Source organism: Brevibacterium aurantiacum (genome assembly GCF_900169065.1).
GTDB lineage: Bacteria > Actinomycetota > Actinomycetes > Actinomycetales > Brevibacteriaceae > Brevibacterium > Brevibacterium aurantiacum.
Map to the genome: position 1 here is coordinate 44,365 of NZ_FXZB01000019.1, position 17,017 is coordinate 61,381.

Here is a 17,017-nt window from a genome sequence, read left to right on the forward strand (position 1 = left end):
GTGCTGATTGGGACGCTGCTCAGGAGAACTGCATGCCGCCGTCGACGAGCATGGTCTGGCCGGTGATGTAGTCCGAATCCTCGCTGGACAGGAACGACACGAGGTTCGCGACGTCTTCGGGAACGGACACCCGTCCGAGGAGAATGTCTCCTGCGTACTTCTTGATCGCTTCCCCCTTGGCCAGTCCCTCCTGTTCTCCGAGTTTCTCATCGATGAGGTCCCACATCGAGGTTCCCACGATGCCTGGTCCGTAGGCGTTGACGGTGATCCCGTGTTTGGCCCACTCCATGGCCGCGCCCTGAGACAGTCCGCGCACTGCCCATTTCGTGGCCGAATAGGGTGAGAGCAGAGCGAACGGACGGAAGGCGACGATCGAAGCGGCTCCGATGATCTTTCCGCCGTTGCCCTGTGCGATCATCTGCTTGGCAGCGGCCTGGTAGGACAGGAACACGCCGGTGATGTTGACGTTGAGGATCTTCTCGAAGTCCTCTTTCGAGTAGTCGATCAGGGGTTCGATCTGAGCGATGCCGGCATTGGCCACGAAGATGTCGAGCTTCCCGCCCACCTCGACGGCGGTGGCCACGAGTGCCTCAACCGAGGCCTGATCGGTGACGTCGACTTCGGCTCCGGTGGCCTTGCCGCCGGCGGCTTCGATGGTCGATACGGTCTCCTGGACTCCCTCCTGCATTGTGGGCAGGTCTGCCACGATGACGTGGTGGCCGTCGGCGCCGAGGCGCTGTGCGATGCCCTGTCCGATTCCTCGTGCTGATCCCCCGTGACGACAGCGACGCTGGTGGTCGTGCTCATGGTTGTACTCCTTCATATCTCGTCGTTGAGTGAGTACGCTCATTCTGTGCGCGATTGACGGCAGGAAAATACGGTCCTTCTCATGTGGCGAGAAACTGAAGTCGCCGAGGTGGGGCTTGGCTTCTCAGCGGGAGCCGCCGCGCAGGTACCGCGAGCACAGCCCCGCGTGCTCACGCAGCGCGGTATCGAATGCCTTCGCTCGTCCCGTCGCCTTGGTCGAAGGGGTGCTGATCGCGATGGCTCCGACCTGCATGCCTGTGCCGTTGTGGACGGGCACCGCCGCGCAGGTCTGACGCGGCAGGAACTCGTCGTGTTCCCAGGCGATGCCGCGTGTGGCCACCCCGTCGAGGTGGGTGTCGAGCAGGTCTCGGCGCACGATCGTGTGCGGGGTGAGCACGGGCATTCCGCGGGCGTCGAGATACTCGGTGCGCTGCGTCTCCGGCATGGCTGAGAGCAGGATCTTGCCGAAGGCGGTGGCATGTGCGGCCTCGTTGAAGCCGAACCGAAGCGGGCGGAGACGGGGGTGCTTCTCGCAGTCGGAGGAGTAGGTGAGCAGAATGTCCGACCCTCGGTAGATCGCAAAATAGGCGGCCGTGCCCAGGCTGCGATGCAGTTCATCAGTGATCTGACGGATGGGCTGCGGAGCGATGAGGCGCTGTTGGAATGAGAGGCCGAGCTCAAAGCACTTCGGTCCGAGTTCGAAGCTCTTTTCGTCCTTGAGATAGACGAGGTAGCTGCTGTCCTCGAGCTCGTGGAGCAGGCGATAAACAGTGGGGAGGGGGATCTCGAGACGGTCGGCCACGGCCTTCGCGGAGACACTTCCCGAGGAGGACACCGCCTCGAGTACGGAGAAGACCCTGTTGATGACGGTGCTGTTCGACATTCGCTCTCCCATGTTTATCGTCTCGTGAGAATAAGGATAGTGCCCGGTGGTCCAGATCACATAGGTTGCTTATGACCGGTTCGGCAATGGTGCCCGGAACCCCCGGGCACCAGCAGAGGAGCAAAGGAGCACCCACATGGCATTCCCCGCCAAATTTCCGTCGCTGAACGCGATGGAGATGACCGATGAGGCCCGACAGACTCTTGTCAGAGTGCTGCGCGTGGCATTCCCACACGAGAATTTTCCCGATAGCCCTTATGAACGCACTGCCGACAAGATCCTCGTCGAAGCCGACGCCGAGACCTGGTTCCGGGTGGCACTGATCCAGGGTCTGCAGTCACTTGATCAGCTCTCGGACAAGAGCTTCTGCTCACTCAATGACGACGAAGCCCTGCGGGTGCTGCGCCGCGTCGAAGGCACGGAGTTCTTCGGATTCGTCCGACGCACCGCAGCGCTGAGCCTCTACGACGATGAAGAGGTGTGGGAGATCCTGGGCTACCAAGGACCGTCGTTCGACCTCGGCGGCTATGTCAATCGAGGATTCAACGATCTGGACTGGCTGCCCGAACCGCGCATCCTCTATCCGGAAGGCGAGGACCTGCCGGAACTCGGCCCGGGTGCGCACCTGGGACCGCAGACGGTCAACGTGGCAGACGAATCGACGAATCAGCCGAGCGCTGAGCAGGCAGAAATGGGCGAGGTGAAGAGATGATGGCAGCGAAACCAGCGTCCGGTGGCAGTGTCACCGGCTACAGCATTGACCAGACTGAAGAAGCGGTCGTCATCATCGGGTCAGGCGCCGGAGGTGGCACCCTCGCGTATGAGCTGACGGCCAAGGGAATTCCCGTCGTCGTCCTCGAAGCAGGTCCCCATCTGGGACATGACGATTACGTCAACAACGAATGGGAAGCGTTCAACCAGATGGCCTGGCTGGATCCGCGGACGACGACAGGATCATGGCGAATCGCGCAGGACTTCCCCAACCTGCCGGCATGGATCGTCAAGGCCGTCGGAGGCACGACGACCCACTGGTCCGGCGCCACTCCGCGTTTCAAGAATCATGAGTTCCGTGCCCGCAGCGCCTATGGACGCATCGAGGGAGCCAATCTCCTCGACTGGCCGATCACGCTCGAAGAGCTGGCTCCGTACTACGACCGGGCAGAGAAGTCGATGGGTTCGACTCACGTCCACGGACGTCCGCCCCTGCCGGCGAACAACAACTACAAGGTCTTCGCCAACGGTGCGAAAGAGGTCGGGTACCGCTACTACGCGACTGGCCCCTATGCCACCAATGCCGAGGAATACGATGGGCGTCCCGCTTCGATCCAGGATGGCTTCAACTTTCAGGGAGACAAGAACAAGTCGAAATGGTCGACCTTGGTCAGGGAGATCCCGTGAGCAGCGGAGACGGGACTGCTCGATCTCCGTCCCGATTCGCAGGCTGTCCAGATCACCCATGATTCAGAAGGGAACGCCGACGCGGTCCTCTACCTCGACGGGGAAGGAAATCTGCAGCGTCAGGCCGCCAAGCTGGTGTGCGTGGCCGGCAACTCGATTGAAACGCCGCGGCTGCTGCTCCTCTCGGGCACACCGAGCTTCCCCGACGGGCTCGCGAACTCCTCGGGGCAGGTGGGGCGAAACTACATGCGCCACCTCACCGGGACAGTGTGGGGTCACTTCGACAAGCCCGTGCGCATGTACCGGGGCGAGACCATGGCTGGCGTCATCGCCGATGAGTCGATCCATGATCCCGATCGCGGATTCGCCGGCGGCTACTACATGGAGACGATCTCCTTGGGTCCTGCCTTCATGTCGGCGTTCGTCGATCCCGGAGCCTGGGGTCCGGACTTCGCCGCGCTCATGGATCGCTACCTCAACACGGCCGGCATGTGGATCGTCGGTGAGGACCTGCCGCAGGAGTCCAACCGGATCACACTGAACACCACGGTCAAGGATCAGCATGGTCTGCCCGTCCCGAACGTCCACTACGACGATCACGTCAACGACCTGGCAATGCGTGAACACGGATACGCTGCAGGTGAGAGCGTCTACAGGGCGGTCGGGGCGCAGACCTCGCATCGGACACCGCCGTATCCGTCGACGCACAATCTGGGCACTGCGAGAATGAGTGAACGACCGGAGGACGGTGTGGTCGACAAATGGGGTCGCTCCCATGATGTGAAGAACCTCTTCATCTCCGACGGTTCGGTCTTCACCTCAAGTGCGGCGGCCAATCCGACTCTGACCATCGTTGCTTTGGCGATTCGGCAGGCGGAATACATCGCCGAGCAGCTGCGGACTCAGCAGCTTTAGGAAGGAACCACATGTCCCTGCTTTCTCCTGTCGACACCGGACTCATCGACCAGCTGCGGTCCGCAGTCGATGAGGTCGGCGCTCGTGCCAGCGATCGTCTGGCTGCCGCACATGATGCTTCCCACTACCTGCTGACACCGCAGGCCGTGGTGAAGCCGCGCAACCGCGAGGAGGTGGCGGCACTCTTCTCGGCCTCACGGCGAAGTGGGGTGCCGATGACCTTTCGTTCCGGTGGGACCAGCCTGTCCGGGCAGTCCGTCTCGGACGGGGTGCTCGTCGACACGAGAAGGCATTTCAGGGACATCGACGTCCTCGACGACGGTGCCCGGGTCCGCTGCGGGCCCGGGGCCGTGGTCAGGGCTGTGAACGCGCGGCTGCTGCGGCATGGGCGCAAACTGGGGCCGGACCCGGCCAGCGAGATCGCTTGCACCATCGGCGGAGTCGTCGCCAACAACTCCTCCGGCATGGCCTGCGGGATCGAAGCGAACACCTATCAGACGCTTGACTCGGCCGTGCTCGTCCTTCCCAGCGGAACCGTTCTCGACACCTCGGCGGCAGACGCTGATGAGCTGCTGCGGAGACGGGAACCAGCTATCCACGCGGGTCTGGCCGAACTCCGAGATCGGATCCGGGCCGACGCCGAGGCGGTCGCGCGGATCACGCAGCTCCACTCCATCAAGAACACCATGGGCTACGGCCTCAACTCGTTCCTCGACCACGATGACCCGGTGCGCATCCTCGAACATCTGGTCATCGGCAGCGAGGGGACACTCGCCTTCGTCGCCGAGGCGACCTTCCGCACCGTACCGCTGATGGCCCACGCCTCGACAGGTCTGCTCGTCTTCGACGATCTGCCCACGGCCACCTCGGTGCTCCCGGAGATCATCGCTACGGGTGCCGCCACGGTCGAACTCCTCGATGCCACGAGTCTGCGGGTCGCCCAACGTGATGAGAAGTGCCCGGAGGAGATCCGGGATCTCGACGTGGACGCCCACTGCGCTCTGCTCGTCGAATTTCAAGAGGAGACGGAAGAAGGCCTCGACCAGGTCGTGTCCGAGGCGCTGCCGGTCCTCGAAGCATTCTCATTGAGCCGACCAGCAGAGCTGACAACCGATCCGCGACGGCGATCTGCGCTGTGGCACACCCGCAAGGGGCTGTTCACTGCGGTCGCCGGTAACCGTCCCTCGGGGACCGCCGCACTGCTCGAGGACATCGCTGTCCCGGTCGACCGCCTCGGCGAGACCTGCACTGCTCTGAGCGAGCTGTTCAACCAATACGACTACTCCGATGCCGTGATCTTCGGGCATGCGAAGGACGGCAACATCCACTTCATGATCACCGAGGAATTCGGGAGTGGAACCGACGGCGAGAACTTCGACCTCGACCGGTACGAAGCATTCACCGAGAAGATGGTCGACCTCGTCCTCTCCCGTGGGGGAACGCTCAAGGCCGAGCACGGTACGGGCCGGATCATGGCCCCATTCGTCAGGCGTCAGGTCGGTGACGATCTCTACGCGGTGATGAAACGGGTCAAGGAACTCACCGATCCGCAGTCCCTGCTCAACCCGGGTGTCCTGCTCAGTGATGATCCGAAGGCGCATCTGCGTGATCTCAAGACCACACCGACCACCGAGGAGGAGGTCGACCGGTGCGTCGAATGCGGGTACTGCGAACCCGTGTGCCCCAGCCGCGACCTCACCCTGACTCCGCGTGAACGCATCGTTCTGCGACGCGAGATCGCCCGCGCCGAGGCGGCAGGGGACGAGGAGCTGACCCGGACCCTGCGCAGCGAGTACGACTACGACGGGATCGACACTTGCGCCGTCGATGGCATGTGCCAGACGGCGTGCCCGGTCTTCATCAACACCGGAGACCTCGTGCGCAGGCTGCGCCAGGAGAACACGAACACGATCGAAGAAGCCGGCTGGAACACTGCTGCCAAGGCGTGGGGTCTGGTCAGCTCGGTCGGGGGAGTGGCATTGAGCTCCGCGAAGGCGATGCCCACGCAGCTGCCCGCAGCGGCCACGGGTGTCGGTCGCAAGATCTTGGGCGATGACACCGTGCCCAGCTACTCCGCTGATCTGCCGGCCGGGGGTTCCAAACGTGTGGCTGTCTCGGCGTCGAATCCGGACGTCGTGTGGTTCTCCAGCTGCACGAACACGATGTTCGGACCAGAAGACGGTGGAAGCGGAGATGGAGTTGCCGGTGCCTTCCGCCGCCTGTGCGAAAGAGCAGGGATCTCGCTGCGTACGCCGCGGGGCATTCCCTCTCTGTGCTGCGGCACCCCGTGGAAGTCGAAGGGGATGGCCGAGGGATATGCCACGATGCGCAAGTATGTGCGCAGAGAGCTGTGGGCGGCCACCGATGGCGGACGGATCCCCGTCGTCTGCGATGCGTCCTCCTGTACAGAGGGACTGCGTGTGCTCCTCGGCGACGCGACCGAGTCGACCGACAAGGACGCAGCGGAGGATTTCGAGATCATCGACGCCGTGGCCTTCGCCACGCAGACTCTGCTCCCTGCGCTGCAAGATCGCGGAGCACTCTCGACCGAACACCGTCTGCTCTCGATCACCCTCCATCCGACATGCTCGTCGACCCAGCTGGGAATCAACGAGGACCTGAGCGCGCTCGCCGGGTCCATCGCGGAGGAGGTCAGCGTGCCCGATTCCTGGGGCTGCTGTGCCTTCGCAGGGGACCGGGGCATGCTCCATCCCGAGCTCACCGCTTCGGCGACGAAGGACGAAGCCGCCGAGGTTGAGTCGATCGGCGCGGACATTCACGCGTCGACGAACAGGACGTGTGAGATCGGGATGACCCGGGCGACGGGGAAGCCCTATCGCCACATCCTCGAAGCTCTCGACGAGCTCGTGGGCCGAGCCTGAATCTGATGCAGCCCGGGGTTCATCCGGATGCCGGGCATCCCTGGCGTCGGTGAGCCGCGTGTGATTCGATGCACATATGACTCAAGCATTGGAATCGCATCGCGCTCGCCTCGCCGCCGGAGAGATCTACAACGGGCTGTGGATGATGTCGACGAGCCAGGAGCTGGCGAAGGTCGGATCGGCCGCAGGCTATGACTATGTGTGCCTCGACATGCAGCACGGTTTCACGCGCCCGACCGACGTTCTGCGTCTGACCGATGCCATCCGGGCCAGTGGATCCGCCCTGGTCACGGCAAGGGTCTCGGCGAACCGCTTCACCGAGATCGGCATGCTCGCCGACGCTGGCGTCGAAGCCGTCATCGTTCCGCTCGTGTCCAACGTCGCCGAGGCCGAAGCTGCCGTTTCCGCGCTCGACTACCCGAGCCGCGGCGGTGACCGCTCCTGGGGTCCGACCGCCGAACTCATGCACAAGGCGGTCCAGGACACCCGAGACGAGCGTCCGCTCTTGTTCGTGATGATCGAGAACAAGGAGGGTCTGGCCAATGTCGAGAAGATCTGCGAAGTCCCAGGCATCGACGGCGTGTACGTCGGTCCCGCCGACCTCGCCTTCGCCGTCGACGCACTGCCCGGTCAGCCCAATGACGCCCACGCCGAGGCGCTCGTGCGGATACGCACAGCAGCCGACAAAGCCGGCATCGTCCCAGGCATTCACTGCGGTGACGGTACGGAAGCCAAGGTTCGGAAGGAACAGGGATTCCGCTTCATCACCTCGGCGGGGGATATCGGTGCTGCCGGCCGCGCGTTCCGGGAGGATCTGGCGACGGCGCGAGGCTAGTCACCCCTCGATATCGACCACCGTCCGCAGTCCCTTGCTGGGGTCGGCGAATTCCTGCGCCAGGTCTGACAGTCCGATCGGGCCGCCGAGGATGCGGTCCCACGGCATGTTCTTGCCGTCTGCGGCCAGGAAGTCCACGGCTTCCTGCAGGTGGTGTGGTTCGAAATTGTGCACACCGGTGATGGTGCGCCACCCTCGCACGAGCTGTTCGGGATTGATCTCGATGTTCGGTCCAGGACTCACGCTTCCCGCGAGAACTGCGGTGCCGCCGATTCCCAGGCTGGCCACGCAGGTCTCCACACCCGCGGTGGTGCCGGAGAGTTCGAGTGCGACATCGACGTCTGTCGGCACCTCCTCTTCCAGGATCGTGCTCGCCCCGGCGAACAGGGCTAGGTCCTGGCGCTGCGGCGTCGGATCGAAGGCGAGCACCTCGGCGGCACCGCGGGACTGCGCGGCGGCCACCGCGGTGAGCCCCAGCATTCCGAGTCCGTTGACGAAGACACGACGGCCCCGCAGGTCACCGGCGGCCTCGAGCATCGCCATGACGGTGGCGACGGCGCACCCTGCCGTGGCGGCCACGGCGTCTGGCACCGAATCCGGCACCGGGATGACTGCCACGCCGGCCGGCAGGTGGATGTGGGAGGCGTAGGTGCCCGACAGCGCCCACCCGCTGTCGGTGGATTCGTGCCCGACCTTGGCCACCGACTGACATTTTGCGCTGAGTCCGCGTCGGCAGTTCTCGCAGTTCCCGCACACCGAGGTGACCGAGAAGACCACGCGATGGCCGAGTGGGAGCCCAGCCCGCGAATCCTCGACCACGCCGACGCCCTCGTGCCCGAGCACGGAGGGGCATGCTCCGGGGCGACGCCCGCGCACGGTGTGCCGATCCGAGCCGCAGACGGTGGCGGTGGTCAGGCGAATGAGGCTCTCGCCCTCGGCCAGTTCAGGGCGGTCGAAGGACTGGGTCTCGAACTGATCCCCGCCGAGCCAGACGACGGCTTCGACCGTGGCCGCGAAGACCTCAGCATCAAACGAGGCCACCGCATCCGCCGAGGTATCGGCCGGGGAAGCCTGAACCGGTGACTGAGTTTGAGCCTGCGTTTGGACCTCCGCCCTCACTGGTTCACCGGGGCCGAGGTTGCGGCCGACGCTGGCAGGTCGGCCAGAGCATCGGGAAGTCCCGCAACGGAATCGAGCACAAGGTGGGCGCCCTCGGCCGCGAAGTCCTTCCGGCTCAGGTGACCGGTGAGCACACCCACCGAGGTGACTCCGGCACGCAGGGCCGACTGCACATCCGCCGAGGTGTCGCCGACGCTGACGACCGCGGCCGAGTCCTCGACACCGAGTTCCTTCATGACCGTCTCGATCATGTCGGGTGCCGGCCGACCGGCCTCGACCTCGTCGCCGCAGGAAGAGGCGTCGAAGGTCTCACCCTGCTTCCATCCCATGGAGGAGACGATGAGATCGGCGATCTCGCGAGCGAATCCGGTCGTCAGAGCGACCTTGATGCCCTGCTCGCGCAGAGTCGCCAACGCCTCCTCGATCCCGGGCAGCGGCTTCGGCGGATTGTCGGTGTAGGTGCGGCGCAGTTCCTGCCGGAACCATTCCCAGGTCTTCTCATGGAGTTCGTCATCGACTTCGACACCGCCGAGGTGGAGCAGATTTTCGATCGCCCACTTCTTCTCCGTGCCCATCCACTTCTGGAACACCTCGTCAGAGTAGTTCGCACCTTCGCGTTCCGTGGCCTCCCGCAGAACGCGGTAGACCTCGTCACGGTCGTCGATGGTGGTGCCGGCCATGTCGAAGATGGCGAGTTCAATCATGGTGTTTCTCCTTTTAGCTGGGACTGAGTGTGGGGTCGGGTATGTGAAGCGGGGTGTGTGAAACGCAGCAGCTCGAGCGAATGGCTGGGCTCCAGCGAATGGCTCGGCGTCAGCGCACGGCTTTGCGCAGCCACATCGACAGCGCTTCGACGGCGAGGACGACGGCGGCCATGAGGATGAGGACCATGGTGACCACATCGAACTGGTTGACCCGTGAGGCGTTGAGCAGCAGGAATCCGATGCCGCCGGCGCCGACGACTCCGAGGAGTGTGGCCGAGCGGATGTTGTTGTCGAGCAGGTACATCGTGTGGGCGACGAAGGCCGGTGCCGCCTGGCGCAGTGTGGCTGAGAAGAACACCTGTGCTTCGCTGGCACCGGTCGCCCGCATCGCCTCCTGCACCTGAGTGTCCGTCTCCTCCAGCGAATCGGCGATGAGCTTCGAGAGCAGGCCGATCGCCCCGATGGACAGAGCCAGCGTGCCGGCGACCTCGCCCAGACCGGAGATGACGACGAAGATGATCGCGAGAATGAGCTCGGGAATGCCGCGCACGATCACGATGATCACCCTGAACGTCTGGTGCACATAGGCATTCGCCACGGCGTTTCGAGCGGCGAGGATGCCGATCGGTATCGCGAGGACAGCACCGATGAGCGTGGCCGCGAGCGAGATCTGGATCGTCACCAGCAGCTGTTCGAAGAGGTTGGACATGGACCCGCCGGCCGACGGCGGGAAGAACAGTGCCAGGGTCTGCGGCAGGTCGAGGATCCCCTGCGCGAGTGCCGACCAGGACACATCCACGCGCCACAGGGCAGCGACAGTGAAGACCACGATCAGTGCGATTGAGAGGAAGCGTCTGATCCGGGCCGAACTCCACGGTGGTGTCAGGTGGAGATCGTTGACACCGGACTCGCGGCCGTGGTTGAGCAGACGATCGACCCAGGTGCCGCCGGTGATCCTCTGCCCGGCCGATCTCATCAGCGCAGCGCGAATAGCGCCGGAGACGAGCTCGAGGCCGATGCACAGCAGCAGGACGAGCACCGCCAGAGCCATGCCCCGCTGATAGTCCAGCGTCCGCAGAGAATCGGCGATCGCCAATCCGATGCCGCCCACGCCGACATAACCCAACAGCACCGAGGTGCGCAGATTGATGTCGAACCTGTGCAGCGCCGTTGCGATGAGCTGGGGCATCAGGGTCTGGGGGATGGCCGCCATGATCTGCTGTGCGCGACTGCCGCCGAGGGACTCCACGGACTCGCGTGGGCCGTCGTCGAGTTCTTCGATCGCGTCGGCGTAGAGTTTGGCGATCATGCCGACCGAATGGATGCCCATGGCGATGATGCCGGCCGTGGCTCCGAGCCCGAACATGCGCAGGAAGATGATCGCGAGCACCAAATCGGGGACTGCCCGAGCCAGCACCGTCAGTGCGCGAGCAACCCACTGCGAGGTGACACCCCACCGAGTCGGTCTGGCCGCAGCCAGAGCCACGGGAACGGAGAGTGCGACCGAGAGGAGCGTGGCAAGGAAGACGATGGCCAAGGTCTCGAACACCAGGGAGAGGGTCTCTGCCACAGGTGGGAAGTCGAGGGGGAACATGCGGGCGAAGAAGTTCACCGCATTGTCGAAGGAATCGACGATCGTCGCAATATCGATGCCAAGCGCACCGACGGACCACACGCCCCCGACGACCAAGGCGATCATGACGAGCGCGGCGGCGAGGCTGGACCCGGCCGGACGCGGACGTACTGGGACCTCGCGAACGTCAGGTGGGGCCTCGGCGAGCATGGACATCAGCGGGTGACACCGCTCGACATCGGGGTGCGGACGGAATCGGAATCGGAAGTGGACGTGGATGCGGAACCTGCCCCAGCCTCGGCGTCGGAGATGTCCATGCCGGAGACACTCGAATAGATCGTCGAAGCCTCTTCAGCACTGAGGCCCTGCGTGGTGCGGTCGAGGACCGCCTGGCCGTTGCGCAGGCCGATGATCCGATCGGCGAACTCGATGGCGAGCTGAACCTGGTGGAGCGAGGCGATGACGGTGAGGTCGTCCTCCTCGGCGATCTGGCGCAGCAGGTTGATCACGTCGAGCGCGGAGACGGGATCGAGCGAGGCCACCGGTTCATCGGCCAGCAAAACCGTCGGGTGCTGCATGAGCGCCCGGGCGATGGCCACGCGCTGCTGCTGACCGCCGGAGAGTGTATCCGCACGCTGATAAGCACGATCGGCCAAGCCGACCCGGTCGAGCTTCTCGATGGCTTCGCGGCGCACCGACTTCGGGTACATCATCAGCGAGATGCGCGGTCCCTTGAGTGAACCGAGCTGCCCGGCGCAGACATTCTCCAACACAGACATGGGGCCGACGAGGTTGAAGGACTGGAAGATCACGCCGATGTTCCGGCGCAGCTCCCGCAGCCCTCGTTTCCCCACCGAGTTCACGTCCTGGCCCAGCACGCGGACCGTGCCCGAGGTGGGGGAGTGCAGGCCGTTGATGTGGCGCAGCAGCGTCGACTTGCCCGATCCGGACAGGCCGAGCAGAACGGTGACCCGGCCGGTGCGGAAGCCGACGTTGACGTCGTCGAGTCCGAGGACTCCGCCGCCGAAGTCCTTTGTCACATGGTCGAGTTGGACTGAGTAGATATCGTCGATCTCTCGCTGGAGTTCAGTGGTCATGAGTGCGTCTCCTAGCCGACGTTCTTGCAGGCATCTGCCTGGGTGGCATCGCAGATGTCGCGGATGGAATCGAAGTCTGAGTCCTCGACGGGCTTGTAGCCGTATTCGATCTCCTCAGGTAGGACGCAGTCGTCCTCGGAGGAGCAGATGCCGGCGTCGACCATGGCCGGAACGTTGGCCTTCTCACGCAGGATGGTCGTGATCTGCTTGGCCAGCTCAGGGTCCATAGACTCGTTGTTGACAGCGATCGGGTCCTCGGTGATGGGCTCGGACTCCCACGCGGGCTCCAGGCTGCCGGGCTTGACCTGGTCGGATTCCTCGAGCGTCTTGAGCATGGTGTCGTGGGCGAAGGCCGCATCGCATTCGCCGGAGTCCAGGGACAGCAGCGAGGCGTCATGACCGCCGGTCAGGACCTGTTCCATGTCCTTCTCCATGTCGAGACCTTCATCCATGATCCCCTTCATCGGCACGAGGTAGCCCGAGGTGGAGGCCTTGTCGACGAAGCAGACCTTCTTGCCCTTGAGATCGCTCAGGCCCTTGATGTCCGAGCCCTTCTTGACGTAGGCAAGCGAGGTGTAGGCCGGATCCTTCTTCGGATCGCTCGTCGGAGCAGCCGCGGGCTCCATGTCGATGCCGGAGTCCTTGGCGATGACATAGGCGAACGGACCGAACGAGGCGGCATCGATCTGGCCGGCCCGCATTCCTTCGATCACCGCTGCATAATCGGAGGCATTCTGGAACTCGACCGTCTTGCCGGTCTCCTCCTCGAGCAGTGCGGTGACGTTTTCGAAGGTCGATTCCAACGTGGACGATGACTCGGCGGGGACTGCGGCAAAGGTGATGGTGTCGCCGTCGTCGCCGGAGGAACCGCAAGCGGCGAGCAGCGGGAGTGCGAGCGCTGCGGCCGTGAGTGAGCGGACGGTGCGGGAGCGGAAGCGTGGGAACAGGGCCATGGGCGGCCTGCCTTTCGAGTGGTCGGGGTGATCGCTTGGTTTCATTCTTCGACATCTCGAAACAACATGTCTATACAATTCGATCCTGTTCACTGATCGGACATGACAACTTCATCGGCGGTTGGGGCGAGTGGCTGCGGGTGTGGTGCCCGTCTCAGGCGGAGAGTCGTGCGTCGGTCTCAGTCGGGGAGCCGCCGAGGATGCGGTCCGCGATCCCAAACGACAGAGTCATCCCGATCCCCGAGGTGACCACGGCGACCGTCGTTCGCGCGTCAGGGCGCTCGAGGATCAGGTTCGTCTCGGTGCTGTCGGCATACTGGCCCAGCCACCGTTGGCGAACCACGGGTTCATCGATGCCGAGAATGCTGGTCGCGCGATTAAGCAGCAGATCCCCGACGCGTGCGTCGATGAATGGTTCGGGGCTGAGGTCATAGGCGTGAGAGTCGCCGATAAGCAGTCCGCCGGGGATATCGGTGACCATGAGGTTGGCGATGACGTCGACGAGCTCCGGCTCCCGCTCCGTCAGATCCTCACGCAGTGCCGATGCTCCCGGCATGGCGGCGAACCCGTCGTAGCGGGCCAGCGAGGTGCCCGTGAGCATGGCGAACCCGCTCGGGATCCGTTGCGGTCGCTCGATTAGGGACATTGCCAGGGTGCAGATTCGCACCCCGTGCGCCTCGGCGATCTCCGGGAACAGGGAGGTGAGCTGGTAGCCGGGGCAGACGACGACCTGCTCACCGTGGACATCGCCGCGGTTGGTGGACACGGTGCCGTCGCCCACCTCGGTGACGGTAGTGTTCCACGTGAATTCGACACCCTCTCCAGCCAGCCACTCAGCGAGGGCTGGGGCGGCCTCGCGTGGGTCGACGCGCATATCCAGGGGCAGGTGAGCTCCGCCGATGGCGCCCAGGCTCGGGTTCCCGATGGCCGCCGCCACCTCCTCGGCGCTGAGTATCGTTGCTTGATCCGGACCCCGGTGATCGGCGAACTCCTGGAGGACGCGCAGTTCCGGTTCGGTCATGGCAGGGATGAAGGACCCGGTCTCTGCCGCCCAGATCCCGGTGGCTGCCGCGGCCTCCAGCCAGCCGGCTCGAGATGCCGTCGCCAGATCCTGAGTGTCATCGGCCTGCCCAGTGAAGCAGGCGTGCCCGTAGTTCTGGATCGATGAGCCCACAGGGCGGGCGGAGCGGTCGATGACACGGACGCTGCGGCCCTGACGGTGTGCGCGGAATGCGGTGGCCAGGCCCAGAATTCCGGAACCTACGATGATGAGATCAGTTTTCGACATTCCCCCATCTTGGTCGCTTGTTGTCGTACGATGAACACATGTATGTACAAGTTTGGCGATTGTTCACCTGAACGTGACGTTGCGCTTCTCGGTCGACACTCCCGGTTCATTCGCCCCGAATAGGAAGGAAGAGACGCCGCCGATCGGAGAACACGACGACCTCGAGCAGCGCGGCAGCACGGCAAGCACAGCACCACGGCAGCACAGTTGGAAGCACGTGTCCCCATCCCCGACCCCGACGAGGCCAGCACACATGACTCAGCAGCGCACGCGACAGCAGTACGACGAGATTGCCCACTATCTGCGAACAGCGATTCGCGAGGGGTATTTCCAGCCTGGCGACGAACTGCCCTCGGAAGCGGAACTGACCCGGAAGTTCACCAGCTCCCGCGGCCCGGTTCGACAGGCGATGTCGACACTGCGGACCGAGGGCCTGATCTCTTCGGGACGCGGGCGCCGGACGGTCGTATTGGACAATGTGCCCACACAGTCCTTCGACGACATCATCTCCTTCTCCCAGTGGTGCCACAATGCCGACATCGTCCCAGGCCAGCGCACCCAATGGGTGACCCGCAGGCCCGCCGAGAAGTCGCTGGCCGCAAGTCTGCGGATCCCAGACGGTGACCCGGTCGTCTCCGTCTTCCGGCTCCGCCTCATGGACGATGTGCCCACCATGGTCGAGCGCCTGAACTACCCCCTGGAGTTCGGGCGCCACGTTCTCGCCTTCGACACCGACTCCGGGTCGATCTACCAGGAACTCATCGACCAGGGCGTCGACATCAGCCGAACCTCGCGAACCATCGATGCGATCGGTGCCAACGAGGACGACGCCACACTGCTCGAAGTTCCCGTCGGCACACCCCTGCTGCGAGTCCGACGCCGCGCATTCACCGGCGCGGGCGCGCTGATCGAGTCCTCTGACGACCGCTACCTTCCGTGGAAGGCCAGCTTTACGATGAACTCCACCCGGGGAAACCCCAGCTCGATGGCATTGACGTCGACCAACCTCGGCGACATCTGAGGTTCACCGCTCCGGAGTAGGCTCACAACCAACGCATCGTCAACCAACGCATCGTCTGCTGGTAGGCTCACAACCAACGCATCGTCAACCAACGCATCGTCTGCTGGAAGGAACCGATCATGGCCGAGAACAACCACGACGCCGATTCGCACGAGCACGTGGACCTCCTCGTCATCGGGTGGGGCAAGGGCGGAAAGACCCTGGCCGGGACCATGGCCAGAGCCGGCAAGCGCGTCGCCGTCGTCGAGCAGTCGGATGCCATGATCGGCGGATCCTGCATCAACATCGCCTGCATCCCCACGAAGATCTTGGTCCACGACGCGGAGAACAAACGCGATGACGACGACACTGACGAGTACTTCGCGAAGGCCGTGAAGCGCCGCGACACGTTGACCGGGGCGATGCGGAAGAAGAACTTCTCCATGCTCGACGACCTCGACTCGGTTCTCCTGGTCTCCGGTCGCGCCGAGTTCACCGGCGAACGCGAAGTCCTCGTCACCGGCGGTGACGACACCATGCAGATCACCGCGGACACCGTCGTCGTCAACACCGGCTCGCTCGCGAACATCCCACCGATCGACGGAGCGACGCTCGGCGGTCGCATCTACGACTCGGAGGCCCTGCAGCACGTCTCCCCGTTCCCCAAACGCCTGGTCGTCGTCGGCGGTGGATACATCGGACTCGAGTTCGCATCGATGTTCACTCACTTCGGCTCCCAGGTCACCGTCCTCGACCGCGGCGAGCGTCCGCTGGCCAATGAGGATGCCGACGTCGCCGAGGTGGTCGCTCAGGCTCTGGCCGATGACGGAGTCACGATCATCAACGAAGCATCCGTGACCGCTGTTGCCGATGGAACCGATCAGGCCACCGTGACCTACGAGGTCGGTGGCGAAGAGAAGCAGGTCGACGCCGAGGCTGTCCTCCTGGCCGTTGGCCGTGCGCCAACAACCGAGGGCCTGGGCCTGGGCAAGGCCGGGATCGAGACCGACAAGCGCGGCTTCATCACGGTCGACGAGCACCTGCGCACCTCGGCCGAGGGCGTCTTTGCCGTCGGCGACGTCAATGGCGGACCGATGTTCACCTACATCTCTCTCGACGACAATCGGATCCTCGCCGATCAGCTGCTCGGCGACGGCAAGCGGACGACCGCGGACCGCAGCGCAGTGCCGTACACGATGTTCCTCACCCCGCCCGTGGCACGCGTGGGGCTGAGCGAGGCCGCCGCCCGCGAGCAGGGCTATGACGTCAAGGTCGGAGCGAAGGCGATGGCCGACATCGCTGCAGCACCCAGGGCGAAGATCGAAGGTGACCCGCGCGGCATCGTGAAGTTCGTCGTCGACGGGGCAACGGACCACATCCTCGGCGCCGCACTCGTCCACGTGCACTCGCAGGAGGTCATCAACACCGTGGCCCTGGCGATGCGCCACAACGTCACCGCCACCGAGCTGCGCGACACGATCTACACCCACCCCTCGGCGACGGAGGCACTCAATGAGGTGCTCGGGGTTGTGAAGTAGGGGCGCTGCAACCAGTGGAATACTC

At 64.3% G+C, this 17,017-nt stretch carries 13 protein-coding genes and 1 pseudogene; 6 read left to right on the top strand and 8 right to left on the bottom strand.

Features of this window, described 5'->3' with window-relative positions; translation table 11 throughout:
* Positions 1-19 precede the first annotated feature (19 nt).
* Together BAUR9175_RS13695 and BAUR9175_RS13700 are read right to left on the bottom strand one after the other, a co-directional pair.
* Complete coding sequence (locus BAUR9175_RS13695) at positions 20-850, bottom strand: SDR family oxidoreductase (protein WP_205677650.1); 831 nt, start codon at positions 848-850, stop codon at positions 20-22.
* A gap of 81 nt (positions 851-931) precedes the next feature.
* A complete protein-coding gene (locus BAUR9175_RS13700) occupies positions 932-1,690 on the bottom strand; it encodes an IclR family transcriptional regulator (protein WP_162619300.1) in 759 nt (252 codons plus the stop codon).
* 136 nt (positions 1,691-1,826) lie between these two features.
* Between BAUR9175_RS13700 and BAUR9175_RS13705 the strand changes: the two genes are divergently transcribed.
* The 4 genes and pseudogenes from BAUR9175_RS13705 (at position 1,827) to BAUR9175_RS13720 (ending at position 7,720) form a co-directional block, all read left to right on the top strand.
* Complete coding sequence (locus BAUR9175_RS13705) at positions 1,827-2,402, top strand: hypothetical protein (RefSeq protein ID WP_069599237.1); 576 nt, start codon at positions 1,827-1,829, stop codon at positions 2,400-2,402.
* Positions 2,402-4,003, top strand: a pseudogene (locus BAUR9175_RS13710) (GMC family oxidoreductase). Before BAUR9175_RS13705 ends, BAUR9175_RS13710 begins: the two are co-directional and overlap by 1 nt.
* A gap of 11 nt (positions 4,004-4,014) precedes the next feature.
* The gene (locus tag BAUR9175_RS13715) at positions 4,015-6,885 is read left to right on the top strand and encodes an FAD-binding and (Fe-S)-binding domain-containing protein (protein WP_101584058.1); all 2,871 of its coding nucleotides are present in this window, start codon (positions 4,015-4,017) and stop codon (positions 6,883-6,885) included.
* Between the two features lie 76 nt (positions 6,886-6,961).
* Complete coding sequence (locus BAUR9175_RS13720) at positions 6,962-7,720, top strand: HpcH/HpaI aldolase family protein (protein ID WP_069599239.1); 759 nt, start codon at positions 6,962-6,964, stop codon at positions 7,718-7,720.
* Here BAUR9175_RS13720 and BAUR9175_RS13725 read toward each other — a convergent pair whose 3' ends face one another.
* The 6 genes from BAUR9175_RS13725 to BAUR9175_RS13750 form a co-directional block, all read right to left on the bottom strand.
* Entirely contained in the window at positions 7,721-8,761 is a 1,041-nt protein-coding gene (locus BAUR9175_RS13725; protein WP_069599240.1) for an alcohol dehydrogenase catalytic domain-containing protein, read from the bottom strand.
* A gap of 74 nt (positions 8,762-8,835) precedes the next feature.
* Entirely contained in the window at positions 8,836-9,543 is a 708-nt protein-coding gene (locus BAUR9175_RS13730; protein ID WP_069599241.1) for a phosphonatase-like hydrolase, read from the bottom strand.
* 109 nt (positions 9,544-9,652) lie between these two features.
* A complete protein-coding gene (phnE, locus tag BAUR9175_RS13735; RefSeq protein WP_101584060.1) occupies positions 9,653-11,332 on the bottom strand; it encodes a phosphonate ABC transporter, permease protein PhnE in 1,680 nt (559 codons plus the stop codon).
* Positions 11,332-12,213 (bottom strand): phosphonate ABC transporter ATP-binding protein, encoded by an 882-nt coding sequence (phnC, locus tag BAUR9175_RS13740; RefSeq protein ID WP_009882142.1) that lies wholly within the window; start codon positions 12,211-12,213, stop codon positions 11,332-11,334. The genes phnE and phnC overlap by 1 nt, the downstream gene beginning before the upstream one ends.
* An 11-nt stretch (positions 12,214-12,224) precedes the next feature.
* A complete protein-coding gene (locus tag BAUR9175_RS13745) occupies positions 12,225-13,166 on the bottom strand; it encodes a phosphate/phosphite/phosphonate ABC transporter substrate-binding protein (RefSeq protein WP_009882144.1) in 942 nt (313 codons plus the stop codon).
* A gap of 154 nt (positions 13,167-13,320) precedes the next feature.
* Positions 13,321-14,454: a TIGR03364 family FAD-dependent oxidoreductase gene (locus BAUR9175_RS13750; RefSeq protein WP_096145748.1), complete on the bottom strand. Its 1,134-nt coding sequence runs from the start codon at positions 14,452-14,454 to the stop codon at positions 13,321-13,323.
* Positions 14,455-14,707: 253 nt separating this feature from the next.
* On the opposite strand from BAUR9175_RS13750, the gene BAUR9175_RS13755 reads away from it, so the two are divergent.
* Both BAUR9175_RS13755 and BAUR9175_RS13760 read left to right on the top strand, forming a co-directional pair.
* Complete coding sequence (locus BAUR9175_RS13755; protein ID WP_069599245.1) at positions 14,708-15,475, top strand: GntR family transcriptional regulator; 768 nt, start codon at positions 14,708-14,710, stop codon at positions 15,473-15,475.
* Between the two features lie 119 nt (positions 15,476-15,594).
* Complete coding sequence (locus BAUR9175_RS13760) at positions 15,595-16,992, top strand: FAD-dependent oxidoreductase (RefSeq protein ID WP_101584061.1); 1,398 nt, start codon at positions 15,595-15,597, stop codon at positions 16,990-16,992.
* Positions 16,993-17,017: the final 25 nt, after the last annotated feature.